Origin of the sequence: Micromonospora sp. NPDC047548 (assembly GCF_040642975.1) — a bacterium.
Classification (GTDB): domain Bacteria; phylum Actinomycetota; class Actinomycetes; order Mycobacteriales; family Micromonosporaceae; genus Micromonospora.
The window spans coordinates 193717-220715 of the sequence record NZ_JBEYTI010000004.1; the positions used below are offsets into that span (position 1 = coordinate 193717).

The following is a 26999-nucleotide window of genomic DNA, read 5'->3' on the forward strand; positions in this document are numbered from 1 at the left end:
CCGTGGCAGCCACCCGGCCGCTCCGGTGGACCGGATCCGGCGACCGAACCTCCGGCGGCGGCCGGCGAGATCAGGAACGGTCGAGGGCCCCGCGACTGGCCGGGGCGCTCCGCCCGGCTCCGGTCCGCTGCGAGCCCGGCCACCGCCGGGTCGGCCGGCGGCCGCGGGCCGGCCCGGGGCAGGACCGCGCGGCGCGACGGCGGCGGCGCACCCGACGCCGGTGGACCGCGACGACGACGGCGACGGCCGCGACCAGCAACACCCCGGCGGCCGCCAGCAGCCCGGTCGGCACCGCGCCGACGGCCCAGCCGAGCAGCACCGTCCCCGGCACCCAGACCGCCACCGCCAGCCCGTCGAAGAGCACGAACCGGCGGTACGGCAGCCGGGCCATCCCGGCCACCCGGGGCACCAGGGTCCGGACGAACGCGGTCCAGCGGCCAAGCAGCACCGCCGGCCCACCCCGGGCGGCAACCAGGGCCTCGGCCCGCCCCCAGCGGTGCTCCCCCACCCACCGGCCCAGCCGTCCGCGTCGCAGCCGGGGGCCGAGCAGCCGCCCCTCCAGGTAACCGAGCTGGTCCCCGGCGAACGCGGCGAGCGTCGTCACGACGAGCGCCACCCCCAGGTCGAGCCGACCGGCCCGGGCCAGCAGCCCCACCGTCAGCATGGTGGTGGCCGCCGGCAGCACCACGCCGGCCAGCAGGCCCACCTCGGCGGCGAGCACGGCCGCGGCGGCCAACAGGACGTAGCCCGGTGGCAGGGTGCCGAGCCGGTCCAGCAGGGAATCCAGGAGAGTCACGTCAGCAAGCGTGCCGCGCCCGGACGGCCCCGCCGTCCTCCCGCCGGCCGACCGGGGTCCTCCGGATGGCCGGCCGTCTCCCTAGGGTGACCCCGCACCCGGCACCGGATTGAAGTCGTCGTCGACCAGGCCGAGCCGGTGCGCCAGCACCGCCGCCTGCACCCGGTTGCGCAGCTCCAGTTTCTCCATCGCGGCCGACACGTGCGTCTTCACGGTGGTCACCCCCAGGTGGAGCCGCGCACCGATCTCCGCGTTCGACAGTCCAGCGCCGACCAGCGCCAGCACCTCCCGCTCGCGGGGGCTGAGCAGCCGCACGGACGCGTCGGGGTGGGGCCGCTGGTCACGGTCGTGGGCGGCGAGCGCCCGGTGCAGGACGCGGGCCAGCACCGGCGGCGCCAGCAGCGCCTCCCCGCGCGCCGCCCGGCCCACCGCGTCGACCAGTTCCTCCGGGGCGCCGTCCTTCACCAGGTAGCCGAGCGCGCCGGCGCCCAGCGCGCCGTAGACGTTGGCGTCGTCGGCGAAGGTGGTCAGCACGAGCACCCGGGCCGACGGCTGCCGCATCAGGATCCGTCGGGTCGCCTCGATGCCGTCCATCCGGGGCATCCGCAGGTCCATCAGGATCACGTCCGGCCGCAGCCGCTCGGCGAGCCGGACGGCGTCGTGGCCGTCTCCCGCCTCGCCGACCACCTCGAAGCCACCGGCCGTCCGGAGCAGCAGGCCCACGCCGGCCCGGACGAGGGTCTGGTCGTCGACCACGAGAACTCTGATCATGGTTTCTCCCTGATCGGCAGCCGGGCCCGCACCCGCCAGCCGCCGCCTTCGGTGGCCGCCGCGGCGAGTGTGCCACCGAGCAGACCGACCCGCTCCCGCATCCCGCTCAGCCCGTAGCCCGACGCCGGCAGCGTGGGGCGCGGCCGCGCCGGCCCGCTGTCCAGGACCTCCACCAGCAGCGCACCGTCGACGACCCACACGTCCACCGAGGCGATCGCCCCGGGGCCGGCGTGCTTGAGGCTGTTGGTCAGCGCCTCCTGCACCACCCGGGAGGCCGTCGTCCCCACCACCAGCGGCACCCGGGCCAGCGCGGACGGGACGGCGACCTGGACGGCCAGCCCTGCTTCGCGAACCCGGCGGGCCGCCTCCCGGATCACCTGTTCCGGCTCCACCTGCAGGTCGGCCGGCTCGACCGCTTCCGGGTCCCGGAGCACCTCCAGCAGCTCCCGCAGCTCGTCCAGCACCTTCCCGGCGGTGTCCCGCAACTCCCCCAGGGCGGACACCGCCTCGTCGGTCCGGCCGGTGTGCTGCACCGCGTACCGGGCCGCGCCGGCGCGCAGGGCGATCGCCGCGATGTGGTGGGCCACGATGTCGTGCAGGTCCCGGGCGATGCTCGCCCGCTCGGCGAGCCGGACCGCCCGGGTCTCCACCGCCCGGCGCTCCTCCGCCTCCCGGGCGCGCTCCTCCGCCGCCGTCGCGACCTGGCGCACGCCACGCAGGTAGCGGCCGAACGCCATCGGTGCGGCGGCGACCCCGGCCAGCAGGACCAGCCGGATCACCCCCGGACCGCCGGAGAGCACACCCACGTTGCCCGCGTCCACGGCGTCGACCACCGTCGCGGCGAGGAAGAGGAGGTACGCCGCCGCCGTCGCCCGCCGGCCGAACCGGTACGCGACGTAGCCCAGCGCGACCGCCGCGGCCAGCTGCGCGGTGCCCGAGCCGGGCAGCGTCACCGCGTCGGCCATCACCAGCAGCGCCGACTCCGCGAGCAGCACCGGCCAGGGCCACCGCCGGACGGCGACCAGGGCGAGCCCGGCGAGGACCGCGAAGACGCCCGCCCACTTCTCGCGAGGCACTCCGGCCGAGGCCATCCAGGTGGTGCTGGCCAGACCCAACGCGGCCGTGCCCAGCCCGAGCAGCAGCTCCGGCCACCAACCGCGTCGCCCACCCATCACCGGGCCAACCATACGGACGGCCCGCACCTGCGCTGGCCCTCCCATCGGCCGTCACACCTCCTCCGGGTGGCCGGTATCCCGACCGCCGGCACGACGCCCGCCCGCTCGCCGCGCGCCTAGCGTCGACCGGCGTGACCAGCGATACGCCGACCTTCCTCGCCCAGTTCGCCCGGCACCCGCTCACCACCGGAGCGGTGCTGCCCAGCGGTGCCACACTGGCCCGCGACATCACCGCGGCCGTGCCTCGGGTGGGACATCCACTGGTGGTCGAACTCGGCCCAGGGACGGGGGCATTCACCCGGGCGATCCAGGAGCGGCTGGCCGGCCGAGGTCACCACATGGCGGTCGAGGTCAACCCGGCCTTCGCCACCGGCCTGGCCCGCCGGCACCCGATCGTGGAGGTGGTACGCGCCGACGCCGCCACGCTCGACGCGCTGCTGGCGGAACGCCAGCTGCCCTCCGCCGACGTGGTGGTCAGCGGGCTGCCCTGGGCCGCGTTCCCCGCCGACCGGCAACGCGCAATCCTCCACGCGGTCGTCGCGACGCTCGGACGCGGCGGCGTCTTCACCACCTTCGCGTACCGGCACGCGCTGCCGACCCGGCCGGCGCGACGCTTCCACCGGTTGCTGACCGGCGTCTTCGACGAGGTGACCGTGGGACGGACGGTCTGGACGAACCTGCCGCCGGCCCTGGTCTACCACTGCCGCCGTCCGCTGCACCGGTGAGTCCCGGTCCAGGTACGCCGCTGGCCGGCGCCCCTGGACACACCCGAAGCCGCGACCAAAGGGAGATCAGGCGGCGGGCCAGTCCTGGGACGCCAGACGCGGCGAGGCCGCCCCCGGCGGGGCGGCCTCGAGCCAGGAGAGGAACCCGGTGACCGTGGATCGCGCCATGGCGATCTCGACCGGAGCGTGGTGACTGGTACACCGGAGGATCACCCAGTCGGCGGGCATGGAGAACCGCTCCTGCCCCTCGGGCAGCCGCCGGCGCTCCACCACCAGCTCCTTGCGGGAGAGCACCCGCTTGGGCCGCAGGGCGAAGCTGAACATCCGGTACCACCGGAGCTCGTCGCCGGCGAACCGGCCGAAGCCGGGCGACCAGCCCCGGCCGTCGAGCACGGTGGTGACCCGGACGCCGAGCCGGATGATGCCTCCGCTACGCGTGACGAGGGCCCGCCGGATGAAGAGGATCAGGGCCGCGGCGACGACCACCGCGAAGCCGATTCCGATCCCTTCCACGATCTCCATCGGCGGGTCGGCTCAGCGCGCGGGGGTGGCCGGGGAGGCGCTCTCGGCGAGGACGGTGACGCCCTCACCGGTCACCGACAGGAAGCCGCCGGCGATGTCGTACGCGACCTGCTGGCCGCCGGCCTGCTTGATACGGATCTGGCTGGGCTCCGCGAGCTGGCCGAGCAGGGGCGCGTGCCCCGGCAGCACACCCAGCTCACCCTCGGTCGTCCGGGCGACGACCATCTCGGCCTCACCGGACCAGACCTTCTCCTCGACGGCTACGAGCTCGACGTGAAGCTGCTGTGCCACGCTGTCTCCTTGCTGCGGCGGCGGATTGCCAAAAGTCTAGTCCCGCCGCCGGGGGCTCCCCAACGCGGGTGGCGAGACCTGCACCACCTGGCGTGGTGACACGCGGAGCCGGGCCGGCGGGAAGCCGGCCCGGCGGTGCCGCGGGGCTCACTTGTTCCGGTTGCGGAACTCCGGGTGTTCGAGGAGGAACGCGTCCAGCTGTTCGTTCTTCAGCGCGGTGAAGAAGTCGTCGGCGGCGGGCAGCAGCCGCTCGCCCTTGTACGCGCGGCCGGTGCCGATCCCCTCGCCCGGCAGCTTGATCAGCTCGACGTTCTCCGACCGGACGCCCTTGAGGGCGATGGCGAAGTCGACCACGCTGTTGCCCCGGCCGTTGAAGGTCAACGACTGGCCAGCGGCCCGGATCACCTTGTCCAGCTTGATCGGGTTGGTCACCACGTCGGCGCTGAACGCCTGCTTGACCATCGCCTTGATGAACTGCTGCTGGTGGCGCTGGCGGCCGTAGTCGGAGTCCGGGACGCCGTTCTTGGGGTAGCGCTGCCGGACGTAGTCCAGCGCCTGCCAGCCGCTCAGGTGCTGGGTGCCCTTCTTGTACTCCGCCTGCGGCCCGATGTAGCCGGGGCCGTTCGGGTTGCCCTTGCGGTGGGTGCCGTCCGGCTCGCGGTGCTCCGACGTCACGTCCCGCTCGATGTACATGTCGACGCCGCCCATCGCGTCGACGATCTTCTGGAAGCCGGTGAAGTTGATGATCGCGCCGGCGTCGAACCGCTCGATGCCGGTCACCTTCTGCACGGTCTCGGCGAGCAGCGCGAAGCCCTGCGGGGCGCTCGGGTTCTGCCCCCGCACGACGCTGCCGTGCGACATGGCCCCGTTGAGCTTCCCGGTGCCGCCCGGGTAGCCGGCCTTGTCGAATTTGGGGATGTCGACGTAGAGGTCGCGGGGCATGGAGAACAGGTACGCCCGGTCCATCGACTCCGGCACGTGCAGCACCATGATCGAGTCGGCCAGCGGCCGGTCCTCCGCCTTGCGCGGGTCGGTGCCGACCAGCAGGATGTTGAGCGGGCCCTTGATGTCGCTCTTGCGCTCCTGCGCCCCGGCCGCCTGGTCGCCGAAGAGGTCGGCCTTGCCGACGGCGCCCTCGTACCGGGCCAGCAGCGCCTCGTAGCCGACCAGCACCACGCCGCTGAGCAGCATGAGCACGGCGCCGAAGACGGTGCACGTCCTGGCCCACCGCGGCACGCCCGACCACATGGACGGCTTGCCGCCGCCCTTGCCGGCCTTACCCACGAGCTTCTCCATTCGTCGTCACGCCCACGACTTAGGAGACGGGCGTACGCAGCCGAAAAGTTGCACCGGAGCGACGCCGGTTCGCGGGCGTCGCGCTCGAAACGGTACCGCGCCGCTGCGGGCACCGCGTACCCGGAGAACCGACACGGGGCACGATCAGGACCGGACACGGCGAAGGCCACCCCGGCTCGCGCCGGGGTGGCCTTCGTTGCTGTGGCGGAGGTCTCAGCCCTCCGACATCAGTTCCTTCGCCTTGCGCTCCAGGTCCTCCAGACCGCCGCACATGAAGAAGGCCTGCTCGGGGAAGTGGTCGTACTCGCCCTCGCTGATCTTCTTGAACGCCTCGATGGTCTCGCTGATCGGGACCGTCGAGCCCGGCACGCCGGTGAACTGCTCGGCGGCGTAGGTGTTCTGCGACAGGAAGCGCTCGATCCGCCGGGCGCGCTGCACGGTGATCTTGTCTTCCTCGGAGAGCTCCTCAATACCGAGGATGGCGATGATGTCCTGCAGGTCCTTGTAGCGCTGCAGGATCCGCTTCACCTCGGTGGCGACCTGGAAGTGGTCCTCGCCGACGAACTCCGGGGCGAGGATCCGGGACGAGGACGCCAGCGGGTCCACGGCCGGGTAGATGCCCTTGTCGGAGATCGACCGCTCCAGGTTGGTGGTCGCGTCCAGGTGGGCGAACGTGGTGGCCGGCGCCGGGTCGGTGTAGTCGTCGGCGGGCACGTAGATCGCCTGCATCGAGGTGATGGCCTGGCCCCGGACGGAGGTGATCCGCTCCTGGAGCTCGCCCATCTCGTCGGCCAGGGTCGGCTGGTAACCCACGGCGCTCGGCATGCGGCCGAGCAGCGTGGAAACCTCGGAACCGGCCTGGGTGAAGCGGAAGATGTTGTCGATGAAGAGCAGCACCTCCTGCTTCTTCACGTCGCGGAAGTACTCCGCCATGGTCAGCGCGGACAGCGCCACCCGCAGCCGGGTGCCCGGCGGCTCGTCCATCTGGCCGTAGACCAGCGCGGTCTTGTCGATGACGCCGGACTCGGTCATCTCGGCGATGAGGTCGTTGCCCTCACGGGTGCGCTCACCCACGCCAGCGAAGACCGAGGTACCACCGAAGTTCCGGGCGACCCGGGTGATCATCTCCTGGATGAGCACCGTCTTGCCCACACCGGCACCGCCGAACAGGCCGATCTTGCCGCCCTTGACGTACGGGGCGAGCAGGTCGATGACCTTGATGCCGGTCTCCAGCATCTCGGTCTTCGGCTCCAGGTCCGCGAAGGCCGGGGCCTTGCGGTGGATGCCCCACCGGTCGTCGGCCTGGAGGGTCTCGCCCTCGGTCAGGTTGAGGCACTCACCGATCGCGTTGAACACGTGGCCCTTGACCGCGTCGCCGACCGGCACGCTGATCGGCGAGCCGGTGTCGCGCACCTCGGTGCCACGGACCAGGCCGTCGGTCGGCTGCATCGAGATGGCGCGGACCATGTTGTCACCCAGGTGCTGGGCGACCTCCAGGGTCAGCGTCTTCTCGCCGCCGGAGAGCGTCACGTCCACGTGCAGGGCGTTGAACAGGGCCGGCATGGCGTCGCGCGGGAACTCGGCGTCGACGACCGGGCCGATGACCCGGACCACGCGACCCGTGGCCGTCTTGGTCTCTACTGGGGCAGTCATCACACTTCACTTCCCGACGCGGCGAGCGCGTTCGCGCCGCCGACGATCTCGCTGATCTCCTGGGTGATCCCGGCCTGGCGGGCCGTGTTCATCTCACGCGTGTACTTCTCGATCATCTCTTCGGCGTTGTCGGTGGCGCTCTTCATCGCCCGCCGCCGAGCCGCCGACTCGCTCGCCGCCGACTCGATCAACGCCGCGTAGATCCGCGTGTTGATGTACTTCGGCAGCAGCGCGTCGAGCAGCGCGTCCGCCTCCGGCTCGAAGTCGTACGCCGGCAGCAGACCCTCGGACCGCGGACGGTCCTCGACCTGCATCGGCCCGATGATCTTCGCGACGGGCGTCTGGGTCATCAGGGAGTGGAACTCGGTGTAGACGATGTGCAGCTCGTCGATCCCGAGCACCCCGTCCGGCCCTGGCCCGCCGTCGACGTCGTCCGCGCCGCCGATGAACGCCTTGATCAGCGTCTCGCCCACCTGACGGGCGTCGGCGAAGGACGGCTGCTCGGAGAAGCCGGTCCAGTTCGCCTCGATCGGCCGGTTGCGGAACCGGTAGAACGTGACGCCCTTACGCCCGATGACGTAGAGCACCGGCTCCTTGCCGTCGGCCTTGAGCCGGGCGATCAGTGACTCCGCCGTCCTGATCGCGTTGGAGCTGTAGCCGCCGGCGAGACCCCGGTCGCTGGTGACCAGCAGGACGCCCGCCCGCCGCACCCGCTCACGCGGGGTGAGCAGCGGGTGGTCGATCCGCGCGTTGGACGCAAGCGCCGTGAGCACGCCAGTGATGGCCTGGGCGTACGGCAGGGACGCCTCCACCCGCGCCTGAGCCTTGGCGATCCGGCTCGTCGCCACGAGCTCCATCGCCTTGGTGATCTTCTTCATCGACTTCGCCGAGCGGATCCGTTGACGAAGAACGCGTACCTGGGCGGCCATGGATCAGCTCTCTACCGGGCGGTCGGTCGAGCCGTCGCGGAAGCGGGTCACCGTCTCACGGTTCTCCTCGCCCTCCAGCGGCTTGGCCGGCGCCTCGTTGATCCGCTGCTCGTCCTCCTTGCCCAGGAAGACCTGCTTGAACTCGGTGATGGCCGAGTCGAGCGAGCCGATGATCTCGTCGTCCCACTTGTTGTCCGCGATCGCGGCGAGGACGCCCCCGTGCTTGTGGCGCAGGTACTGGAGGAACTCCGACTCGAAGCGCCGGACCTCGCCCACCGGGATGTCGTCCAGCTTGCCCTCGGTGCCGGCCCAGACCGAGACGACCTGCTCCTGCACCGGGTACGGCGCATAGTTCGACTGCTTGAGCAGCTCGACCAGGCGGGAACCGCGCTCCAGCTGGGCGCGGGAGGCCCGGTCCAGGTCGGAGGCGAAGGCGGCGAACGCCTCCAGCTCGCGGAACTGGGCCAGGTTGAGCCGGAGCGAACCGGCGACCTTCTTCATCGGCTTCACCTGCGCGGCGCCACCGACCCGGGAGACCGAGGTGCCGACGTTGATCGCCGGCCGGACGCCCTGGTTGAACAGGTCGGTCTCGAGGAAGATCTGGCCGTCGGTGATCGAGATGACGTTGGTCGGGATGAAGGCCGAGATGTCGCTGGCCTTCGTCTCGATGATCGGCAGGCCGGTCATCGAGCCGCCGCCCAGCTCGTCGGAGAGCTTCGCGCAGCGCTCCAGCAGACGGGAGTGCAGGTAGAAGACGTCACCCGGGTACGCCTCGCGGCCCGGCGGGCGACGCAGCAGCAGCGACACGGCCCGGTACGCCTCGGCCTGCTTGCTCAGGTCGTCGAAGACGATCAGGACGTGCTTGCCGCCGTACATCCAGTGCTGCCCGATGGACGAGCCGGTGTAGGGGGCGAGGTACTTGAAGCCGGCCGGGTCGGAGGCCGGGGAGGCCACGATGGTGGTGTACTCCATCGCGCCGGCCTCCTCCAGCTGGCCCTTGATGGAGGCGATGGTGGAGGCCTTCTGGCCGATGGCGACGTAGATGCAGCGGACCTGCTTCGTCGGGTCGCCGGAGCGCCAGTTGTCCCGCTGGTTGAGGATGGCGTCCAGCGCGACGGTGGTCTTGCCGGTCTTCCGGTCACCGATGATCAGCTGTCGCTGCCCCCGGCCGATCGGGGTCATGGCGTCAACGGCCTTGAGACCGGTCTGCAGCGGCTCGGAGACGGACTGCCGGGACATCACGTTCGGGGCCTGGAGCTCCAGCTCGCGGAAGCCCTCGTTCGCGAGGTCGCCGAGCCCGTCGATCGGCTGGCCGAGCGCGTTGACCACGCGGCCGAGGAAGGCGTCGCCGACCGGCACGGACAGCACCCGACCGGTCCGCTTGACGCGCTGACCCTCTTCGATGCCGCCGTAGTCACCGAGGACGACGACACCGATCTCCCGGACGTCGAGGTTCAGCGCCACACCGAGCGTGCCGTCCTCGAACTCCAGGAGCTCGTTGGTCATGGTCGAGGGGAGGCCCTCGACGTGGGCGATGCCGTCGCCGGCATCGGCGACGGTGCCGACCTCCTCGCGGGAGACTTCGGCGGTGTAGGAGGAGACGTAGCGCTCCAGGGCGCCGCGGATATCCTCCGTCGAGATGGTCAGCTCGGCCATCCTCTGCTTCCTTAAGTATCAGGGTCCCGGGATACCTAGTACCGACCGGTCCGAATGGCGTCGATCAGGGGGCTACGGAGACGCTGGTCAGCGCTTCGCGAGCGCGTTGCGGGTCTCGTTGAGGCGGCGCAGCACGGTGCCGTCGTACAGGTCGGAACCGACCCGCACGCTCACCCCACCGAGCACCTCCGGGTCAACCGTCTGCTTGACGGAAACCTCTCGACCGTACATCGCGGAGAGGCGGGCACCGAGGCGTCGCTCTTCCTCGTCACTCAACGGGGCGGCCACGGTCACGTACGCGACCTGCCGGTCCCGCCGGTCGGCGGCCAGCTCGACCAGCCGGGTGAGCGCCCCGGTGAAGGAGCGTCCCCCGAACCCGCCGAGAGCCGCCTCGACGAGGCGGACGGTCACCGGGCGGGCCTTGGCGGCGAGCAGCTCACGGGCCAGCCCGGCCCGCTGCCCAACCGGGGCGATCGGGTCGGACAGCGCGTTGGACAGCGCCGACTGACCGGAGACCACCTGGCCGAAGCGGAACAGCTCGTCCTCGACCTCACCGAGGTCACCCGACCTGTCGGCGCTGGCGAGCAGCGCCTCCACGCCGAGCCGCTCGGTGCCGTCGAGCAGTTCCGACGGCGCCGACCACCGGCCGGAGACCAGCCCGGTCAGCAGGTCGAGCGCGTCCGCGCCCACCTTGCCGCCCAGGATGCCGGTCAGCAGCCCGGCACGGTCCTCGCCGGACCGCGCCGGGTCGGACAGCGCCCGGCGCAGCCGCGGCTCGCGCCGCAGCAGATCGGCGACGGAGAGGATGTCGTCGGCGGTGGAGACCACCGCCGACGGCTCCGCGCCGCGGACGTACGCGTCGAGGCGCTCGGCCGCGACCGTGTACGACTCCCGGCTGGCGGCCTGCATCAGCGGGCCCCCGCGCTCTCGAGACCGCTCAGGAACCGGTCGACGGTGCCCTTGCGACGAGCCTCGTCGGCGAGCGACTCACCGACGATCTTGCTGGCCAGGTCCACCGCGATGGTGCCGACCTCCGTACGCAGCTCGCGCACGATGGTGGCCCGCTCGGCGGCGAGCTGCTCCTTGCCGGCCGCGATGATCCGGTCGGACTCCTCCCGCGCCTTGGCGAGAACGTCCTGGCGGATGCCCTCGGCGTCGGCCCGGGCGTCGTCCCGGATCCTGGCGGCGTCGGTCCGCGCCTCGGCGAGCTGCGCGCGGTACTGCTCGAGCAGCTGGTTGGCCTCGGCCTGGGCGGCCTCGGCGCGCTTGATGCCACCCTCGATCGCGTCGACCCGCGCCTGGAACGTCTGCTCCATCCGCGGGAAGACGAACTTCATCAGCACGAAGCAGAGCACGATGAAGGCGATGCCACCGACCACGATCTCCTGCCAGAGCGGGATGATCGGGTTGTGGGTCGTCTCACCACCCTGAGCGGCGAGGAAGAGCATGGGAAAACCTCCCGGTCAGAAGGGCTGGATCAGGCGGTGCCGGCCCAGATGAAGCCGAAGGCGATGCCCAGCAGCGCGAGCGCCTCGATGACGGCGAAGCCGATCCAGACGTACGGCAGGGTGATCCGGGACGACTCCGGCTGCCGGGCGGTCGACTGGATGTAGGCGGCGAAGACCAGGCCGACGCCGATACCGGGACCGATGGCGGCGAGGCCGTAGCCGATGGCGGCGGTGCTGCCGGTAACCGCGGCGATGTCCATTAGTGGGTTCCTCCTGGTTATCACGCGTGACGGTCACGCGGGACGACAACTGTTGGTACGAAGTGGATCAGTGCTCTTCGGCGAGCGCGCCCTGCACGTAGCTGGCGGTCAGCACGGTGAAGACGTAGGCCTGCAGGACGATCACCAGGAACTCGAGGAAGGTGAGCGCGATGGTCATCACCCAGGACAGCACCGAGACCGGCGCCAGCCAGGTGTTGGCGCTGAGCATCGCGAAACCGCCGAGCGTGAAGACCAGCAGGAGCATGTGGCCGGCGAACATGTTCGCGAAGAGACGGACGGCCAGCGAGAACGGCCGGACCAGGAAGGTCGAGAAGAACTCGATCGGGATCAGCAGCGGCAGGATGTACCAGGGCGCCGGCGGGATCAGGGAGTTCTTGAAGTACTTCACGAAGCCGTGGTGCCGGATGCCGATGTAGTTGAACAGCAGGTAGCTGATCACGGCGAGGAACGCCGGGAACGCGATGTGCGAGTTCGGCGAGATCTGGAAGAACGGGATGATCGCGAACGCGTTCGTCAGCAGGACGAAGCAGAAGAGCGTGGTGAAGTACGGCGCGAACCGCACCCCCGCGTGCCCGATCATGTCGACCGCGATGTTGTTCCGCACGAAGCCGTAGATCGACTCGGCGAACCACTGCTTCTTCGTCGGCACCAGCTGCGGATTCCGGTAGCTGGCCAGGAAGAAGATGATCAGAACGCCGACGGCGATCCAGACCATCGCCGTGATCTTGGTGAACCAGTACGAGTCGTGCGCACCCCAGGGCAGGATGCTGGGCAGGTAGAAGTCCTCCACACTGGGTGGGAATGCCGCCTGGCCCGCTGCCAGGACGTTCGCCTGTCCGAACACCGCGTCCCTTCCTAAGTAGGCGTGCCGAGTCGGCGGACGACCAGGATGATCCCCCCGGCCATGCCGAGCACGACGCCGATCCCGGTGGCGATGCCCCCGGTGTCGAGCCACTGATCGACCAGCCAGCCGATGAAACCCCAGACGAGCATGCCCCCGATGAGGTATGAGAGCGCGGTCCAACCCTGGCCGGCGCCGGTCGGAACATCGTCCGGGCCGCCGGTGGGTCGGGGGGTTTGGTCACCAGCCATGACGGGGCGAACGATATCAGCCGGGAATACGAGGCTGTGCCTCACCCCCCGCACAACGTCGTTGTGTGGGTATCTGGCGGGTGAAGTCGTCTGGAGGCACGCTACTCCCCTTACGCCAGGCAGAAAATGACCGAAGGTGGACGGACATGCGCGTCGCCCGCCAGGTGGGACGGCGCCCCGAAAGACCACGGCCGGTGTCGCCGCACCCGTCAGCGGGACAGCCCGCGCTGGTGCACCCTGGTCAGCCACCAGATGTGCACCCCGGTCCAGACCGCCACCCCCGCCGCGATGCCGAGGCAGAGCGGGATCAGCCCCTCCCAGCCGGTCGATGCCACGGCCACCATCACGACACCCAGCAGGGTGAACTTGGCGGCGTACAGGCCGAGCCCGAACGGGAGCACCAGCTGCGGGTTGACCGCGTCGGCCCAGGCCAGCACCACTGTGGTCAGCGTGTAGCTGACCACCGTCACGGCCACCCCGGCCGCGGCGCCCAGCGCCGCGTCACCACCGCCGGTCACCCCGCCGAGCAGCGCGGCCACCGCACCCAGCAGCGCCGAGGCGAGCAGCAGCACCGGCAGGTGACGCAGGCGCCAGCGCCGGTCCGCGGCCGCTTCCGGCGCGCGCACCCAGGGCCTAGCCACGGGGGTACGCCGGGAAGGCGGCGGCCAGCTCGGCGACCTCGGCGGCGATCCCGGCGAGCGTGTCGGCGCTCCCCGGTGCGGCCGGATCGGTGCGTACCGCACGGGCGATCAGCGAGGCGACCTGGCGCATCTCCGGCACCCCCAGGCCCTGGGTGGTGACGCTCGGCGTGCCGACCCGGATGCCGGAGGCGACCATCGGCCGCTGCGGGTCGTACGGGATGGCGTTCTTGTTCAGCGTGATGGTCGCGGCGTCGCAGCGGGCCTCGGCCTCGGCGCCGGTCACCCCGGTCCCGCCCAGGTCGATCAGGGCCAGGTGGGTGTCGGTGCCGCCGGAGACCGGGCGCATCCCCTCGGCGGCCAGCCCGGCGGCGAGCGCCCGGGCGTTCTCCACCACCTGCGTGGCGTACGCCCGGAACTCGGGCTGCGCGGCCTCGCGCAGCGCGACCGCCTTGGCCGCGACGGCGTGCATCAGCGGGCCGCCCTGGGTGAACGGGAAGACCGCCTTGTCGATCCGGGAGGCCAGCGACTCCCGGCAGAGGATCATGCCGCCGCGCGGGCCGCGCAGCACCTTGTGGGTGGTGGCGCAGACGACATCGGCGTACGGCACCGGCGACGGGATGGCCCGGCCAGCGACCAGCCCGATGAAGTGCGCGGCGTCCACCATCAGGTACGCGCCGACCTCGTCGGCGATCTCCCGGAACCGGGCGAAGTCGATCAGCCGGGGATAGGCGGTCGCCCCACAGATGATCATCTTGGGTCGGTGCGCCAGGGCGAGGTCGCGGACCTCGTCGTAGTCGATCAGCTCGGTGTCCCGCCGGACGGTGTAGCCGACGGTGTGGAACCACCTGCCGGAGAAGTTCACCCGGCTGCCGTGGGTGAGGTGCCCCCCGTGCGGCAGGTCCATCGCCAGCACCGTGTCGCCGGGCTGCACCAGGGCCGCGTACGCGGCGAGGTTGGCGCTGGCCCCGGAGTGCGGCTGGAGGTTGGCGTGCTCGGCGTCGAAGAGCTCCTTCGCCCGGGCGATGCCGATCTCCTCGGCCCGGTCGACCTCGGCGCAGCCGCCGTAGTAGCGCCGGCCCGGGTAGCCCTCGGCGTACTTGTTGGTCAGCGTCGAGCCGAGCGCCGCGAGCACCGCCGGGGAGGTGAGATTCTCGCTGGCGATCAGCTGCAGGCCGCCACGCAGCCGTTCGAGCTCGCCCAGCACCACCCCGGCTATCTCCGGGTCGACGGTGCTGAGCTGCTGGAAGTCCGGCCCCCAGAAGGTGTTGCTCGCGTTCTCCACAGCGAAGAAGTCTATGGGGCCGCACCCTGGCAGCCGTGAGATGCCTCGTCACCGGAGCCACGGGCTACCTCGGCGGGCGGCTCGCGCCCCGGCCGGGGGGTCAGTTGCCGTCGCGGGGGGCGGTCCGGCGGTAGGTGACCGACTCGCTGGGCGGGACGAAGTCGCGGACGGGCTGGCCCTCGAGGGCGGCGCCGAGCACCTGACCCACCGCGTCGACCATCCGGGCCTGCACCGCCTTGCCGACCGCGTCCCGGGGGTCGTCCGGGTTCGCCGCGATCGAGGCGACGGCGAGCTGCGGGGTGAACGCGACCACGGACTCGGTCTCGTACTGATCCGAGCTGCCGGTCTTGCCGGCCACCGGGCGGCCCAGCGTCGGGCGGAGCTTCTCCGCGGTGCCGCCGTCGCAGCGGTGGTACATCGACTGGTCGCCGACCGGGCAGCGGGCCGCGTCCACCGCCGCCCGGGCCACGTCAGTGTCGACCACCTGCCGGCAGTCCGGGCGGCCGGCGGCCACCTCGTGCCCGGCGCTGTCGGTGATCGACACGACCGGCCGCGGCGCGCACCAGGTCCCCTCGGCGGCCACGGTGGCGTACGCGTTGGCCAGGTCGAGCGGGGTGGTCGAGGAGACCCCGAGGGTGAACGGACCCCAGTCCCGCGCGCCGTAGCGGGCCAGCCGGGCGTCGCCCTCGGCCCGGAACACGATGCCCAGCCGCTCGGCCATCTCCACCACCCGGTCCGCGCCGACCTGCTCGATCAGCCAGGCGAAATAGGTGTTCACCGAGCGGCCGAAGGCGGTCCACATGGAGTGCCGCCCGTCCATCGACTCCGGGGTGGCGTTGGCCGGGCACCAGACGCCGCCGCAGCCGGCCCCGCCGTCGCCGGCCGGGAACCGGGTGCGGATCCGGGACGGGGCCGTGAAACCGGTCTCCAGCGGCAGGCCGGACTCCAGGGCGGCCAGCATGGTGAAGAGCTTGAAGGTCGAGCCGGCCTGGTAGCCTTCGATGCCGTTGCCGCCGGCGACGAGCTGGTTGACCGTGTTCGGGTAGGTCTTCTGGCCGCGCGGGTTGGCGGCCACGCTGTAGTTCCGGTTCACCGCCATGGCCAGCACCCGGCCGGTGCCGGGCTGGACCACCGCGGTCGGCACCGCCCGGCGGTCGGCGACGCGGTAGATGTCCAGCACCTGCCGCATGGTGGCCTGCTGCACGGCCGGGTCCAGCGAGGAGACGATCCGGAAGCCGCCCCGGCGCAGGGTGCCCTGCCGCTCCGCCGGCGAGGCGCCGAAGGCCGGCTGGGCGCCCCACCACTGGGTGAACCAGTCGCAGAAGAAGCCCCAGTCGTTCTGCTCCTGCGGAACCGCGGTGCAGTCGTTCGGGGTCGCGCTGGGGCTCAGGGCCAGCGGGGTGGCCTTCGCCTGGGCCGCCTCGGCCGCCGGCACCTGCCGCGTCTCGACCAGTTGGTCCAGCACGTACGCCCGGCGGCGCAGCGCCGCGTCGGCGTCGCCGTTGATCGGGTCGTCGGTGTCCGGCGAGCGGACCAGGCCGGCGAGCAGGGCCGCCTGGGCCAGGGTGAGGTTCGCCGGCGAGGTGGAGAAGTAGCGCTTGCTGGCGGCCGCGATGCCGTACGCCCCGGCGCCGAAGTACGCGATGTTGAGGTAGCGCCGGAGGATCTCGTCCTTGTCCAGCTCCCGCTCCAGCGACAGGGCGTACCGCATCTCCCGCAGCTTGCGGGCGGCGGTGATCTCGGTGGCCGCCCTGCGCTCCTCCCGGGTCAGCCGGGGATCGCTGGCCAGCACGTTGCGCACGTACTGCATGGTCAGCGTGGAGGCGCCCTGCCGGGTCGTGCCGCCGCGCCGGTTGACGGTGAAGGCCCGGATCACGCCGCGCACGTCGACGCCCCGGTGGTGGTAGAAGCGGACGTCCTCGGCGGCCACGATGGCCTGGCGCATCACCGGCGCCACCTGCACCAGCGGCACCTCGACGCGGTCCTCGGTGTAGAACGAGGTGATCAGGGTGCGGCCGTCGTTGGCGTACAGGTTGGACCGCTGCGCGGTGGGTGGGGTACGCAGGCTGGCGGGCAGCTCGGAGTAGGGCGCGGCGAGCGTGCCGAAGCCCAGCCCGACCACGAGGGCGACCGGGAGGGCCGCCGCCCCCAGCACCAGCCCGGCGAGCACGCCGGCGATCACCACGGTGAGCAACTTGTCGAGATGGGCCCGGATCATCAGCACTCCCCGCAGGAGCCGTCAGGACCCGTTCAGAATGACCCGCAATGCCCCTTCCGCCACTATTTTTCCCCAAATCCGGAGGAAATTCGCGAGCGGGACGCGGCGCGGAGCACGGGACACGCCGCCCGGTTCACCCGGGCGGGGTCAGGGCAGCAGCGCCGCGGTGAACGGGTGGACGGTCTCCTCGATCTCGTCGGCCACCCGGCTGAAGCACTGGTCGCCCCGGCCCCAGGGGTCGTCCAGGTCGTCGGAGTGCAACGCGGACGCGCCCTGCCGGGCCGCGTCGACGGCCGCCACCAGGGCCACGCCGCGGGCGTACACCGACTCCGGGGTGGCCTCCGCCGGCGGCAGGGCGGCGGCGTCCACCAGCCCGAGCAGCCGGCCGAACTCCCCCAGCACGAAGGTGCGGGACGCCGCGTCCGGCCGCAGCGCCACCACGTACTCCTGCTGGTCGGCGGTGGCGGTGAGGACCAGGTCGGCGGCGTCGATCAGATCCGAGCGCAGCTTGCGCGCGGCAAAGCCCACCACGTCGCCGCCACGCGCCAGCACCTGCCGGGCCGCCGGCGGGTTCATCTCCTCGCCGGCGTGCCAGCCGCCGGTGCCGGCGCTGTGGCTGTGCAGCAGCTCGTCGGAGCGGGCCGGGTCGACGCCGAGCCGGCCCAGCCGCTCCCGGACCGTGAGCACCAGCAGCCGCTCCGCCATCGGCGAGCGGCAGATGTTGCCCATGCACACGTGCAGGACGGTGAACGGCGGCACTCAGGCCCCCCGCTCGTCGAGGATGTCCGGCGCCACCTCGCGGAGCTTGTCCAGGCCGATCGCGCCCAGCCGGAGCACCCGCGGCACCTCGCCGGTGAGGTCGACGATCGTGCTCGGCACCGGGTCCGGGCAGGGCCCGGCCTCCAGGTAGGCGCGGACCGAGTAGCCGAGCTGGTCGCGGGCCTCCTCGGCGGTCAGCGCGGCCGCCTGTCCCGCCTTGTTCGCCGAGGCGACCGCCATCGGGCCGGTCTCCCGCAGCACCTCCAGCGCCACCGGGTGCAGCGGCATCCGGACCGCGACCGTGCCGCTGGCGTCGCCCAGGTCCCAGGCCAGGCTCGGCGAGTGCTCCACCACGATGGTCAACGCACCCGGCCAGAACGCTTCGACCAGGTCGCGCGCGGCGCGCGGCAGCGTGAAGACCAGGCCGTCCAGCGTGTGCCGGGAGCCGATCAGCACCGGCGGCGCCTGCCGGGCGCCGCCCTTGGCGTCCGCGAGCGCCTTGACGGCGTACGGGGTGAAGGCGTCCGCGCCGATCCCGTAGACCGTGTCGGTCGGCAGGACGACCAGCTCGCCGTTCTTGACCGCCTCGATGGCAGCGGCGATGCCGCGGTCCCGGTCGGCGGGCGACCGACAGTCGTAGAGCATCACGAGGAGCCAGTCTGCCACGCCGCGGCCGCACCTGGGCGCGGGCCGTCCGCCCGCCGGGACGCGGTGGCGAAGCGGGGGCGCCCGACCAGGTCCCGGTGCTCGGCCACCTCGCCGTACCGGCCGTCGGCGGCGAGCAGCGCCGGCACCGCCGCGCCGTGGGTGTCGTCGTGCTCCACGCCCAGCGCGCCGCCGGGGCGCAGCAGCTGCGCGGCGCGGGCCAGCACCGGCCGGATCACGCTCAACCCGTCCGCCCCGCCGAAGACCGCCTCGTCCGGGTCGTGCCCGGCCACCTCCGGGGGTACGGCCACCGCCCGGGGCACGTACGGCGGGTTGCAGAGCAGCACGTCCACCTCGCCGACCAGCGCGGCCAGCAGCTCCGGATCGGTGACGTCGGCGGCGACCACCTCGACCGGCCGGTCCCCGGCGGCGGCCCGGTCGGCGGCGTTGCGCCGCAGCCACGCCAACGCGGCGGGCGACCGCTCCACCGCCACCACCCGGGCGGCCGGCACCTCCTGGGCGACCGCGAGCGCGATCGCCCCCGAGCCGCTGCACAGGTCCACCACCAGCGGCGCCGGCCGGGCTCGGGCCACGTCGATCCCCCAGCCGGCGAGCAGCTCGGTCTCCGGCCGGGGCACGAAGACCCCCGGTCCGACCGCCAGCTCCAGGTGCCGGAAGCCGGCCCGGCCGGTCAGGTGCTGCAGCGGCTCCCGGTCGGCCCGGCGGGCGACCAGCGCCTCGAACCGCTCCCGCTGCGCGGCGGTGAAGCCGTCGGCCAGCGCCAGCCGGCCCCGGGGCACGTCCAGCACGTACGCGGCGAGCAGCTCCGCCTCGGCCCGGGCCGAGCCCACCCCGGCGGCGGCCAGGGTACGGGCGGCGCGGGCCACGGCGAGCGCGGGTCGCTCGCGTTCTGTCCCTTCGGAGGGGTGGCGCGGGAGGAAGGTCACGACATAATCATGAAGCGTTGCGGGTCATGTCACGAGCGGGTGCGTCCGGACGCACACCGACAGGAGGTTTCGCAGGTGGGGTGGCTCGACCGGGTCGATGACCAGGTTGAAGCTCTCCAGCGTGCCCGCGCCCTGCAGGAGTCGAGCCGGTCCGCCGAGGCGTGCGGCCTGCTCGAACGGGTGCTGCGCACCACCACCGATCCGCACACCCGCGCCGACGCGCTGGTGCAGCGCCTCTGCGCGCTGATCAATCTCGGTCGGACGGCCGAGTTCACCGGGGCCATCGAGGAGGCGTCCACCGCCGTCCGCGACCTGCCCGAGCCGTACCTGCACGGGCACCTCAACGCGCTGGCCGCGCTCGCCGCGCACCACCAGGGCGCGCTGGACCGGTGCGTCACCCACCTGGTCCGCGCCGCCCGCGCGCTGGGCGCGGCCGAGGAGCGGGACCGGGACACCGCCTGGGGCTGGCACGACCTGGCGATGGCCTACTCGTACCTCAGCTTCCACGGCTACGCCCTCGGCGCGATCGAACGGGCCCGGCAGCACGGGCTGGCCGCCGGCATCCCCGAGGAGGTCTTCGCCGCGCCGGGCATCCGGCTGCGCAACGCGGTCGCCCTCGACCACAACGGCGACAGCGACGGCTGCCTGCGAGTGCTGCGGGACATCGCCATCGACCTGAACCGGTTCGTCCGGGACGGCCGGGGCGACCGGATCCGCCCCAGCAGCCTGGCCGCGTACGGCTACGCGGCGGCCCGGCGGGCGGCCCTCGGCGACCCGCTGGAGACCGGCACGGAGGCCGACCCGGTCCGGCTGCTCGGCCACGGCGGGGACAGCGCCCGCGCCCGGGACATGCGCCAGCTCGGCCAGGTCTGCCTGGCCGTCGCCGGCGGCCGACCGATCGAGGCGATCACCCGGCTGGATGCCGCCCTGGTCTCCAACGAGACGCTCGGGGCGGCCGAGCCGTCCCGGCTGCGCAGCATCGCGTACGCCCGGGCCGGCGACCACGTGGCGGCGCACCGGGCCGACCGGATGGCGTTCCGGCTGGCCGCGCAGCGCAACGACCGGCTGCGGGACGTGTACATCGACGGCATCGCCGCCCGGATCGACCACGAGGAGATGCGCCGCGAGGCCGCCCGGTACGAGGGCGAGGCGCTGACCGACCCGCTGACCGGCCTGCCCAACCGGCGCCGGCTGGAGCGGTACATCGCCTCGGTGACCTCGCGCGGCGAGCGGGTGGTGATCGGCGTCTGCGACCTGGACGGCTTCAAGGCGGTCAACACCTCACACGGCCACCACTCGGGGGACCTGGTCCTGCAACGCATCGCCGGGGTGATCAACCGGGTGATGCGCCGGGGGGACTTCGTGGCCCGCTACGGCGGGGACGAGTTCGTGGTGGTGCTCTCCGGGGCGGGGATGACCGAGGCGGCCGAGGTGGCCCGGCGGATCAACGCGGCCGTGCGCACCGAGGACTGGGAGTCCCTGGTGCCCGGTACCCCGGTCGGGGTGAGCATCGGCTTCGCCGAGGTGGCCGGCGCCGGCGCCACACTGCGCGACGCGCTCGGCACCGCCTTCGAGATCGCCGACCGCGAGATGCTCCGCGCCAAGACCCGCCCCCGCGCCTCCTGACCCCCACCCCACCCCCCTCGGGGCCTCTTTCCCGGAAAGAGTGGCTGTTCCGCGACGGATAGCCACTCTTTCCAGGAAAGTGCGTGTGTTTCGGGGTGGGGTGGGCGTCAGCGGCGGGTGAAGTCGGGGGTGCCGGCGAGACGGGCGGCGCGGTCGGCCTCGGCGAGGGCGTCAAGGACGCCGTCGAGGTCGCCGGCGAGCGCCAGGTCGAGGTTGTACGCCGTGTAGCCGATCCGGTGGTCGGTGATCCGGTTCTGCGGGAAGTTGTAGGTGCGGATCCGCTCGGAGCGGTCCACCGTACGCACCTGCGCCTTGCGGGCGTCCGAGGCGGCGGCGTCGGCCTGCTCCTGGGCGACGGCGAGCAGTCGGGCCCGCAGGATGCGCATCGCCTGCTCACGGTTCTGCAGCTGGGACTTCTCGTTCTGGCAGGAGACCACCACGCCGGTCGGCAGGTGGGTGATCCGGACCGCCGAGTCGGTGGTGTTCACCGACTGGCCGCCCGGCCCCGACGAGCGGAACACGTCGATCCGCAGGTCGTTGGGGTCGATGGTGAGTTCGACGTCCTCGGCCTCGGGAAGCACCAGCACGCCGGCGGCGCTGGTGTGGATGCGCCCCTGCGACTCGGTGACCGGCACGCGCTGCACCCGGTGCACGCCGCCCTCCCACTTCAGCCGCGACCAGACGCCGTTGCCGCCCTCGGGAACGCCCTTGGTCTTGATCGCCAGCGATACGTCCTTCACCCCGCCCAGGTCGGAGTCCTGCACGTCGATCACCTCGGTGAGCCAGCCGCGCCGCTCGGCGTACCGGGTGTACATCCGCAGCAGGTCGCCGGCGAAGAGCGCGGACTCCTCGCCACCCTCGCCGGCCTTGATCTCGATGATCACGTCCTTGGCGTCGTGCGGGTCACGCGGGATCAGCAGCTCCGCCAGGCGCTCCTCCAGCGCCGGCAGGCCCGCCGCGATCGACTCGGCCTCGGCGGCGAAGGACGGGTCCTCGGCGGCCAACTCCCGGGCCGCGACCAGGTCGGCGCGGGCCTGCTCCAGCTCACCGGCAGCCTTGTACAGCGGGACCAGCTCGGCGTACCGGCGGCCGACCCGGCGCGCGGTGCCCTGGTCGGCGTGGATGGCCGGGTCGGCCAGCCGCTTCTCCAGCTCGGCGTACTCGTCGAGGAGGGCGGCCAGGCGCTCGCTGCTCATGCGGGGATACTCCTTCGACGACGACCGGGCGGAAACGGGGGCGGAACGGACGAACGCCCGCGCCCGGCGGGAAGCCGGACACGGGCGTCGTCAGTGGAGCTACTTGGCCTTCTTCGCCTGAACCTTGGCGTACTTCTGCTGGAACTTCGCGACCCGGCCGGCGGTGTCGAGAACGCGCTGCTTACCGGTGTAGAACGGGTGGCAGGCGCTGCAGGTCTCGACGGTGATCGAGCCGCCCTTGGCGGTGCTGCGGGTCGTGAAGGAGTTGCCGCAGGAGCACCTGACCTCGGTGGTCACGTACTCCGGGTGGATGTTGGGCTTCATGTCGCCTCGGTCCTCTCGTCGGTGGTCGCCGGGTCGCCGCTGATCTCCCCGCCGCTCGTGCGCGACGGGCTCGGGCGTGAACCGGAACCGGTGGCCGATTGACCAGTCTGCCATGGGCGTGAGCCGACCCGGCAGGCGGGCCGCACGACCGGTCCGGCAGTGCAAACGCCCGCCTCGATCCCCGCATTCCCGCCGCCGGGGACCAGCATTCCCGACACCGACGTACGGTGGAGCCGTGCCCGATTCATCCCTGAGCCGAGCAGGATGGGCAGGATGTCCCGACTGATCGCCACCCGCGGGCTGCCCGCCTCCGGCAAGACCACCTTCGCCCGTACCCTCCAACCGGCCGTGGCCCGGGTGAACCGGGACGACCTGCGCCGGATGCTGCACGGCGAGCGGCTGTTCACCCAGCGGGCCGAGTACCAGGTGACCCTCGCCCAGCGGGCCCAGGTGGAGGCGCTGCTGCGGGCCGGGGTCAGCGTCTGCGTGGACGACACCAACCTGCGCTCGCGCACCCTGCGGGAATGGGCCGACCTGGCCGCCCGGCACGACGCCGACTTCGAGGTGCACGACTTCACCGACGTGCCGCTGGACGAGTGCCTGCGCCGCGACGCCGCGCGGGCGGAGGCGGACCGGGTCGGTGAGTCGGCCATCCGCCGGCTGCACGAGCGGTACCTGGCCGACCGGCCGCTGCCGCTGCCGGTGCCGACGGCCCGGACCGGCCGGCCCGGCACCGTCGACGCGGCCCCGGCCGCCCCGCCGGAGATCGTCCTGGTGGACATCGACGGCACGGTCGCGGTGAACGTCTCCCGCAGCCCGTACGACATGACCCGGGTCGGCGAGGACGAGCCCAACGAGGCGGTGATCGCGGCGGTCCGGGCGATGCACGCCGCCGGGTACGGGGTGGTCTTCTGCTCCGGGCGGGACGCCACCGCCCGGGCCGCCACGGTGGCCTGGCTGGACCGGTACGTCCGGGTGCCGTACCTCGGTCTGCACCTGCGCGCGGTGGGCGACTCCCGCAAGGACGCCGTGGTGAAGCAGGAGATCTACGAGCGCGAGGTGCGCGGCCGCTACCGGGTGGTCGGGGTCTTCGACGACCGGCAGCAGGTGGTGCGGATGTGGCGGTCGCTCGGGCTGACCGTGTTCCAGGTCGCCGAGGGCGACTTTTGAGGCGTCCGCCCTGGTGAAGACGTGCGGAACGCGCCGCCGGCCGGCCCGGGAGGAGGGGCCGGCCGGCAGGGTGGCTCCCGGCGGACGTCGGGTCCGTCAGGCGGCGGGCGCCTCCCCAGGTGTCTCCGCCGCCGTCAGGGCGACCGCCGCCTCGGCGCGGACGCCGTTGACGGTCACCGCGAGCAGCACCTGCGCGCCGGCCCGCAGCGCGGCCAGCTCCCCGGTGGCCGGGTCGAAGCGGGCCACGTGCCAGGGCCGCACCCCGTCGGCCGATCCGATGTGGACGCCCGGCGAGGCGGACCAGTCGGCGCTGACCGGCGCCGCCACGGGCACGGCACGACCACCCGGCTGGGTCAGCGTCGCGGTCACCGCGGCCGGCGCACCCACCGCGACGGTGGCCGGCGCGGTCACCGCGAGCCGGTCGGTGTGGGCGTGGAACTCCGCGGCGACCCAGCGCGGGCCCTCGGCCAGCGGGTCCCGCCGGGCCCGGTCGGCCTCGGCCGGGGTCACCGGGTCCACACCGAACTCTGTCCAGCCGGTGAAGCCGCCGAGCTGCGGCGGCGTCGACGGGTTCTTGCCCGCGTTGCCGTTGATCACGTACGGCACCCCGTCCACCCGGTCGGCGTGGAACGTGCCGACGTGCCCGCCGACGAAGAGAGCGCCCTTGCCGGTGCGGTGCTGGAAGTCGGCCAGCCACTGCTCCACCAGCGCCGCCTCCTTGCGGTCACCGAGCTGGCTGGCCTTGGCGGGGCTCGGGTCGCGGGGTGGGTGGTGGTGCAGCACCACCACCGAGCCGACCGCCGGGTCGGCGGCGGCCGAGTCCAGCGCCTCGCGCAGCATCCGAACCTGGTCGAAGCCTCCGCCGCGCAGCGACCCGGTCGACGAGTTCAGCGTGACGAACCGGGTGCCCCGGTGGTCGAAGACCCGCTGCGGAGCACCGAAGACGGCGCGAAAGTTGTCGATCGGCGCGCCCATGATCTCGTGGTTGCCCGGGACGTAGTACCAGGGCAGGTCGCCGCCGAGCTCCTCGTCCAGCAGCCGCTTCGCCAGCGCGAAGTCCGCCGGGTAGGCGGTGTCCACGAAGTCGCCGTCGATAACCAGGAAGTCCGGCTTCGCCGCCTTCACCTCGCGCAGCGTACGGCGGGCCTGGGCGACCAGGTCGCTGTCCGGGTCGGCGGCGACGAACTGGGCGTCGGAGAGCACCGCGAAGCGCCAGGGCGCGCCGTCCACCGTGCCGTCGCGCAGCACCACCCGGTCGGTGCGGGGCGGCTCGGCCGGCAGGTCGACAGTGGGCGGCACCTTCGCCACCAGGTCGTCGATCACCACCTCGCTGGTGTACCGGGCGGCCGGGTTGGTCTCCGCCACGTAGAACCGGCGGACCCGCACCGGGTACTGCACGCCGGCCGGCACCGCGAACTCGACGTACCGCCAGCCCTTCCAGGTGACCAGCGGGCCGCGCAGCACGTGCTGGGTGTCCTGCGCATCGTGCAGGTGCAGGCTGGGCCATTCCCCGGTGCCGTTGCCGTGGATCCACATGCCGAACGCCTGCGGCTGGCCGGCCACCTCGATCCAGGCCGGCGGGTCGGCGTAGGCGGCCCGGGTGCCGGTGGACTGACCGAAGTCGTACGTCATCCGCAGGCCGGTGCCGGTGTGACCCGGCGCCGGGGCGACCGTGCCGCTGGCCCGGGCCTGGCTGAACCTCCAGGAGGCTGCGTCGTCGAAGGTGGCCACCGGCACGTCGGTCAGCCCGACGGTGACCGGCAGCACCGAGACGTGGTCACCGACGTGGACGGTGACCAGGGCGGAACCGCTGTCGCCGAGGGCCCTGACCGAGAGGTTGCCGTCGGCGGTCGGGGTGACCGCCAGCAACTGCGGGTCGTACTCGAGTTTCAGGTCGGCCGGCTCGATCGGCGCGGTGTTGCCCTCGGCGTCGTAGCCGACCACGCCGAACAGGCCGCTGTCGCCGGCCCGGTCGAGGCCGACCCGGTCCACGGTGGAGTCCACACGGACCAGCGGGCCGAGCACGGTCAGGTCGAGGGTGCCGCTGGCGCCGTCCCGCCAGGCGGTGACGGTGCTCCGGCCGGAAGCGCCGGCGCGGAAGACGCCGTCGGTCACCTTCCCGTGCGCGGCCGGGTTCGCCCGCCACTGCGGCGCGCCCGGCGCCGGGCCGTACGTCTCGTCGTGGCCGGCGGCGGTGAGCCGGCGGGTCAGCCCGGGGAAGATCCGGTCGGGCCGGCCGCCCCGCACCGGCGCGACGCCCGGCGCGGCGGTCGGGTCGCTCGCGGTCTCCAGCCAGTACCCGGTGAGCCGGCCACTGCCCGGCGGGGCGTAGACGGCCAGCCCGTTGGGGACGGCGCGCTCGGTGCCATCGGAAGGGCTGTTCTCCACCTGCACGGTCGCCGCGCCGGGCTCCCGGGCGAGCAAGGTGGACGAGCCGCCCCCGTCCAGGTTGAGCGCGTGGTACGCACCCAGCTCGGCCATCATCGCGCCCATCTCGGACTGCGTGACGCCCCGGCTGTCCACCTGGCGCCCGTCCACGGTGAGCAGGATCATCCGCCGCCCGTCGGCGGAGAAACCGACCGCGGTGCGCGGGGCCAGGGTCGGATCGGCGATGGCCTGCACCAGCCCGTCGCGGACCAGGACGTTGCCGCCGCCGACGGCGGCGCGCAGGTCGCCGCCCTCGGCCGGCTTCGGCTTCCAGGTCAGGTCCACCGGATCGCCGGGGCGCAGCGCGGCGAGGGCGGAGGCGCCGGCGTCCCGGCCGAGCAGCACGGTGGTGCCGGCCGGGATGGGCCCCTCCCCCGCCGCGCCGCTCACCGTGGCGACCCGGCCGTCCCGCACCGCCACCTCGGTAACCCGGGCCGCCCCCTCGACCGCCCGCCGCCGGGGGTACGACCCCCAGAGCGCGGTGAACACACCGACGCCGTTGGCCTGCACCAGGTTGTTGAACTGGGTCAGGGCGACCGGGCCGGCCGGCAGGGTCGCGGTGCCGTCGAAGTGCACCTGGACCACCCGGCCGAGACCGTCGCCGGTGATGGCGGCCGCGTTGGGGTGGCCGGCGACCGACGACTGGATCAGCTCCCCGTCGCGGATGCCGACCCCCTGGGCGGCCCCGGAGTTGTTGATGTCGAAGAAGTCGCCGTTGACTGCGGCGACGGCCCGGGACCGGTCGACCGCGCCGCGCAGCGGCTCGGCCCGGGCCACCTCCCCGGAGTTGACGTAGTCGACCCGCAACCCGCCGGTGAGGTCGGCGGTGAGCGCGTCGGCGCGCAGCCAGCCGGCGGCGTCGTACCGGTCGAAGGAGGTGAGGTCGAGCCCCGGCGCGACCGGACGGGTGGTCCGGGCGGTCTCCAGTCCGTCAGCCGGCGCGACGCCGGTCGGGGCGAGCGCCACCGAGGAGGCCGGGTACGACGAGGCGGGCGGCGCGTCCTCGACGGCGGTGCCGGCGGCGGGCGGCGCGGCGGTCGCCGGGGCGGCCCCGGCGAGCGCGAGCAGCGGCGTCAGCAGCAGGACGCCGGGAAGGCGGGCGGATCGACTGCGGGTACGCATGGACGAC

26 protein-coding genes are annotated in these 26999 nt (G+C 73.0%); 3 read left to right on the forward strand and 23 right to left on the reverse strand.

Features of this window, described 5'->3' with window-relative positions; translation table 11 throughout:
* Positions 1–70: 70 nt before the first annotated feature.
* The 3 genes from ABZ807_RS06170 to ABZ807_RS06180 all read right to left on the reverse strand — a co-directional run bounded on the left by ABZ807_RS06170 (position 71) and on the right by ABZ807_RS06180 (position 2739).
* Positions 71–796 carry a DedA family protein gene (locus ABZ807_RS06170; RefSeq protein WP_357153502.1) on the reverse strand — a complete coding sequence of 242 codons (726 nt, stop codon included), beginning with the start codon at positions 794–796 and terminating at the stop codon, positions 71–73.
* Positions 797–877: 81 nt separating this feature from the next.
* Entirely contained in the window at positions 878–1567 is a 690-nt protein-coding gene (locus ABZ807_RS06175) for a response regulator transcription factor (protein WP_357153503.1), read from the reverse strand.
* The gene (locus ABZ807_RS06180; RefSeq protein ID WP_357153505.1) at positions 1564–2739 is read right to left on the reverse strand and encodes a histidine kinase; all 1176 of its coding nucleotides are present in this window, start codon (positions 2737–2739) and stop codon (positions 1564–1566) included. Before ABZ807_RS06180 ends, ABZ807_RS06175 begins: the two co-directional genes overlap by 4 nt.
* Positions 2740–2873: 134 nt before the next feature.
* On the opposite strand from ABZ807_RS06180, the gene ABZ807_RS06185 reads away from it, so the two are divergent.
* Positions 2874–3467 (forward strand): methyltransferase domain-containing protein, encoded by a 594-nt coding sequence (locus ABZ807_RS06185; RefSeq protein WP_357153506.1) that lies wholly within the window; start codon positions 2874–2876, stop codon positions 3465–3467.
* Between the two features lie 66 nt (positions 3468–3533).
* On the opposite strand, the gene ABZ807_RS06190 is transcribed toward ABZ807_RS06185, so the two are convergent.
* The 17 genes from ABZ807_RS06190 to prmC form a co-directional block, all read right to left on the reverse strand.
* The gene (locus tag ABZ807_RS06190) at positions 3534–3989 is read right to left on the reverse strand and encodes a DUF2550 domain-containing protein (protein ID WP_357153507.1); all 456 of its coding nucleotides are present in this window, start codon (positions 3987–3989) and stop codon (positions 3534–3536) included.
* A 12-nt stretch (positions 3990–4001) separates the two neighbouring features.
* Complete coding sequence (locus tag ABZ807_RS06195; protein ID WP_357153509.1) at positions 4002–4280, reverse strand: F0F1 ATP synthase subunit epsilon; 279 nt, start codon at positions 4278–4280, stop codon at positions 4002–4004.
* Positions 4281–4427: 147 nt separating this feature from the next.
* A complete protein-coding gene (locus ABZ807_RS06200; RefSeq protein WP_357153511.1) occupies positions 4428–5576 on the reverse strand; it encodes an LCP family protein in 1149 nt (382 codons plus the stop codon).
* 213 nt (positions 5577–5789) lie between these two features.
* Positions 5790–7229, reverse strand: a complete 1440-nt coding sequence (gene atpD / locus ABZ807_RS06205) for a F0F1 ATP synthase subunit beta (RefSeq protein WP_357153513.1) — start codon at positions 7227–7229, stop codon at positions 5790–5792.
* Positions 7229–8158 (reverse strand): F0F1 ATP synthase subunit gamma, encoded by a 930-nt coding sequence (locus ABZ807_RS06210; RefSeq protein ID WP_357153515.1) that lies wholly within the window; start codon positions 8156–8158, stop codon positions 7229–7231. The genes atpD and ABZ807_RS06210 overlap by 1 nt, the downstream gene beginning before the upstream one ends.
* A 3-nt stretch (positions 8159–8161) precedes the next feature.
* Entirely contained in the window at positions 8162–9814 is a 1653-nt protein-coding gene (gene atpA / locus ABZ807_RS06215; protein ID WP_357153517.1) for a F0F1 ATP synthase subunit alpha, read from the reverse strand.
* Positions 9815–9901: 87 nt separating this feature from the next.
* Positions 9902–10723, reverse strand: coding sequence for a F0F1 ATP synthase subunit delta (locus ABZ807_RS06220; protein ID WP_357153518.1), 822 nt, complete (start codon positions 10721–10723; stop codon positions 9902–9904).
* Positions 10723–11262, reverse strand: a complete 540-nt coding sequence (locus ABZ807_RS06225; protein WP_357153520.1) for a F0F1 ATP synthase subunit B — start codon at positions 11260–11262, stop codon at positions 10723–10725. The genes ABZ807_RS06220 and ABZ807_RS06225 overlap by 1 nt, the downstream gene beginning before the upstream one ends.
* A gap of 29 nt (positions 11263–11291) precedes the next feature.
* Positions 11292–11522 carry a F0F1 ATP synthase subunit C gene (locus ABZ807_RS06230; protein ID WP_357153522.1) on the reverse strand — a complete coding sequence of 77 codons (231 nt, stop codon included), beginning with the start codon at positions 11520–11522 and terminating at the stop codon, positions 11292–11294.
* A gap of 67 nt (positions 11523–11589) precedes the next feature.
* Positions 11590–12387 carry a F0F1 ATP synthase subunit A gene (atpB, locus tag ABZ807_RS06235; RefSeq protein WP_357153524.1) on the reverse strand — a complete coding sequence of 266 codons (798 nt, stop codon included), beginning with the start codon at positions 12385–12387 and terminating at the stop codon, positions 11590–11592.
* A gap of 11 nt (positions 12388–12398) precedes the next feature.
* Positions 12399–12635 (reverse strand): hypothetical protein, encoded by a 237-nt coding sequence (locus ABZ807_RS06240; RefSeq protein ID WP_357153525.1) that lies wholly within the window; start codon positions 12633–12635, stop codon positions 12399–12401.
* Positions 12636–12844: 209 nt separating this feature from the next.
* Positions 12845–13276, reverse strand: a complete 432-nt coding sequence (locus ABZ807_RS06245; protein ID WP_357153527.1) for a hypothetical protein — start codon at positions 13274–13276, stop codon at positions 12845–12847.
* Positions 13269–14558 (reverse strand): serine hydroxymethyltransferase, encoded by a 1290-nt coding sequence (gene glyA, locus ABZ807_RS06250; protein WP_357153528.1) that lies wholly within the window; start codon positions 14556–14558, stop codon positions 13269–13271. The genes ABZ807_RS06245 and glyA overlap by 8 nt, the downstream gene beginning before the upstream one ends.
* A 100-nt stretch (positions 14559–14658) precedes the next feature.
* Positions 14659–16776, reverse strand: coding sequence for a transglycosylase domain-containing protein (locus ABZ807_RS06255; RefSeq protein ID WP_357153530.1), 2118 nt, complete (start codon positions 16774–16776; stop codon positions 14659–14661).
* Positions 16777–16923: 147 nt separating this feature from the next.
* Positions 16924–17535: a phosphotyrosine protein phosphatase gene (locus tag ABZ807_RS06260; protein WP_357153532.1), complete on the reverse strand. Its 612-nt coding sequence runs from the start codon at positions 17533–17535 to the stop codon at positions 16924–16926.
* Positions 17536–18180: an L-threonylcarbamoyladenylate synthase gene (locus ABZ807_RS06265; protein ID WP_357153725.1), complete on the reverse strand. Its 645-nt coding sequence runs from the start codon at positions 18178–18180 to the stop codon at positions 17536–17538. It abuts the gene before it with no gap.
* Positions 18180–19127 carry a peptide chain release factor N(5)-glutamine methyltransferase gene (prmC, locus tag ABZ807_RS06270; RefSeq protein WP_357153534.1) on the reverse strand — a complete coding sequence of 316 codons (948 nt, stop codon included), beginning with the start codon at positions 19125–19127 and terminating at the stop codon, positions 18180–18182. Before prmC ends, ABZ807_RS06265 begins: the two co-directional genes overlap by 1 nt.
* A 75-nt stretch (positions 19128–19202) precedes the next feature.
* Here prmC and ABZ807_RS06275 point away from each other — a divergent pair, with 75 nt between their 5' ends.
* Positions 19203–20753 carry a GGDEF domain-containing protein gene (locus tag ABZ807_RS06275; RefSeq protein ID WP_357153536.1) on the forward strand — a complete coding sequence of 517 codons (1551 nt, stop codon included), beginning with the start codon at positions 19203–19205 and terminating at the stop codon, positions 20751–20753.
* 107 nt (positions 20754–20860) lie between these two features.
* On the opposite strand, the gene prfA is transcribed toward ABZ807_RS06275, so the two are convergent.
* Positions 20861–21949 (reverse strand): peptide chain release factor 1, encoded by a 1089-nt coding sequence (gene prfA / locus ABZ807_RS06280; protein WP_357153538.1) that lies wholly within the window; start codon positions 21947–21949, stop codon positions 20861–20863.
* Positions 21950–22048: 99 nt separating this feature from the next.
* The gene (gene rpmE / locus ABZ807_RS06285; protein ID WP_357153539.1) at positions 22049–22273 is read right to left on the reverse strand and encodes a 50S ribosomal protein L31; all 225 of its coding nucleotides are present in this window, start codon (positions 22271–22273) and stop codon (positions 22049–22051) included.
* Between the two features lie 273 nt (positions 22274–22546).
* On the opposite strand from rpmE, the gene ABZ807_RS06290 reads away from it, so the two are divergent.
* Positions 22547–23443 carry an AAA family ATPase gene (locus tag ABZ807_RS06290; protein WP_357153540.1) on the forward strand — a complete coding sequence of 299 codons (897 nt, stop codon included), beginning with the start codon at positions 22547–22549 and terminating at the stop codon, positions 23441–23443.
* A gap of 96 nt (positions 23444–23539) precedes the next feature.
* Here ABZ807_RS06290 and ABZ807_RS06295 read toward each other — a convergent pair whose 3' ends face one another.
* On the reverse strand, positions 23540–26992 hold the full coding sequence (locus ABZ807_RS06295) for a phosphodiester glycosidase family protein (protein WP_357153542.1): 3453 nt from the start codon (positions 26990–26992) through the stop codon (positions 23540–23542).
* Positions 26993–26999: the final 7 nt, after the last annotated feature.

What these genes read in the sequence shown, in the direction of transcription:
- ABZ807_RS06175 (WP_357153503.1), bottom strand. Translation starts at nt 1,567, where the DNA reads ATGATCAGAGTTCTCGTGGTCGACGACCAGACCCTCGTCCGGGCCGGC.
- ABZ807_RS06180 (WP_357153505.1), bottom strand. Translation starts at nt 2,739, where the DNA reads ATGGGTGGGCGACGCGGTTGGTGGCCGGAGCTGCTGCTCGGGCTGGGC.
- ABZ807_RS06190 (WP_357153507.1), bottom strand. Translation starts at nt 3,989, where the DNA reads ATGGAGATCGTGGAAGGGATCGGAATCGGCTTCGCGGTGGTCGTCGCC.
- ABZ807_RS06200 (WP_357153511.1), bottom strand. Translation starts at nt 5,576, where the DNA reads ATGGAGAAGCTCGTGGGTAAGGCCGGCAAGGGCGGCGGCAAGCCGTCC.
- atpD (WP_357153513.1), bottom strand. Translation starts at nt 7,229, where the DNA reads ATGACTGCCCCAGTAGAGACCAAGACGGCCACGGGTCGCGTGGTCCGG.
- ABZ807_RS06210 (WP_357153515.1), bottom strand. Translation starts at nt 8,158, where the DNA reads ATGGCCGCCCAGGTACGCGTTCTTCGTCAACGGATCCGCTCGGCGAAG.
- atpA (WP_357153517.1), bottom strand. Translation starts at nt 9,814, where the DNA reads ATGGCCGAGCTGACCATCTCGACGGAGGATATCCGCGGCGCCCTGGAG.
- ABZ807_RS06220 (WP_357153518.1), bottom strand. Translation starts at nt 10,723, where the DNA reads ATGCAGGCCGCCAGCCGGGAGTCGTACACGGTCGCGGCCGAGCGCCTC.
- ABZ807_RS06225 (WP_357153520.1), bottom strand. Translation starts at nt 11,262, where the DNA reads ATGCTCTTCCTCGCCGCTCAGGGTGGTGAGACGACCCACAACCCGATC.
- ABZ807_RS06230 (WP_357153522.1), bottom strand. Translation starts at nt 11,522, where the DNA reads ATGGACATCGCCGCGGTTACCGGCAGCACCGCCGCCATCGGCTACGGC.
- ABZ807_RS06240 (WP_357153525.1), bottom strand. Translation starts at nt 12,635, where the DNA reads ATGGCTGGTGACCAAACCCCCCGACCCACCGGCGGCCCGGACGATGTT.
- ABZ807_RS06255 (WP_357153530.1), bottom strand. Translation starts at nt 16,776, where the DNA reads ATGATCCGGGCCCATCTCGACAAGTTGCTCACCGTGGTGATCGCCGGC.
- ABZ807_RS06265 (WP_357153725.1), bottom strand. Translation starts at nt 18,180, where the DNA reads ATGCTCTACGACTGTCGGTCGCCCGCCGACCGGGACCGCGGCATCGCC.
- prfA (WP_357153538.1), bottom strand. Translation starts at nt 21,949, where the DNA reads ATGAGCAGCGAGCGCCTGGCCGCCCTCCTCGACGAGTACGCCGAGCTG.
- rpmE (WP_357153539.1), bottom strand. Translation starts at nt 22,273, where the DNA reads ATGAAGCCCAACATCCACCCGGAGTACGTGACCACCGAGGTCAGGTGC.
- ABZ807_RS06290 (WP_357153540.1), top strand. Translation starts at nt 22,547, where the DNA reads ATGTCCCGACTGATCGCCACCCGCGGGCTGCCCGCCTCCGGCAAGACC.
- ABZ807_RS06295 (WP_357153542.1), bottom strand. Translation starts at nt 26,992, where the DNA reads ATGCGTACCCGCAGTCGATCCGCCCGCCTTCCCGGCGTCCTGCTGCTG.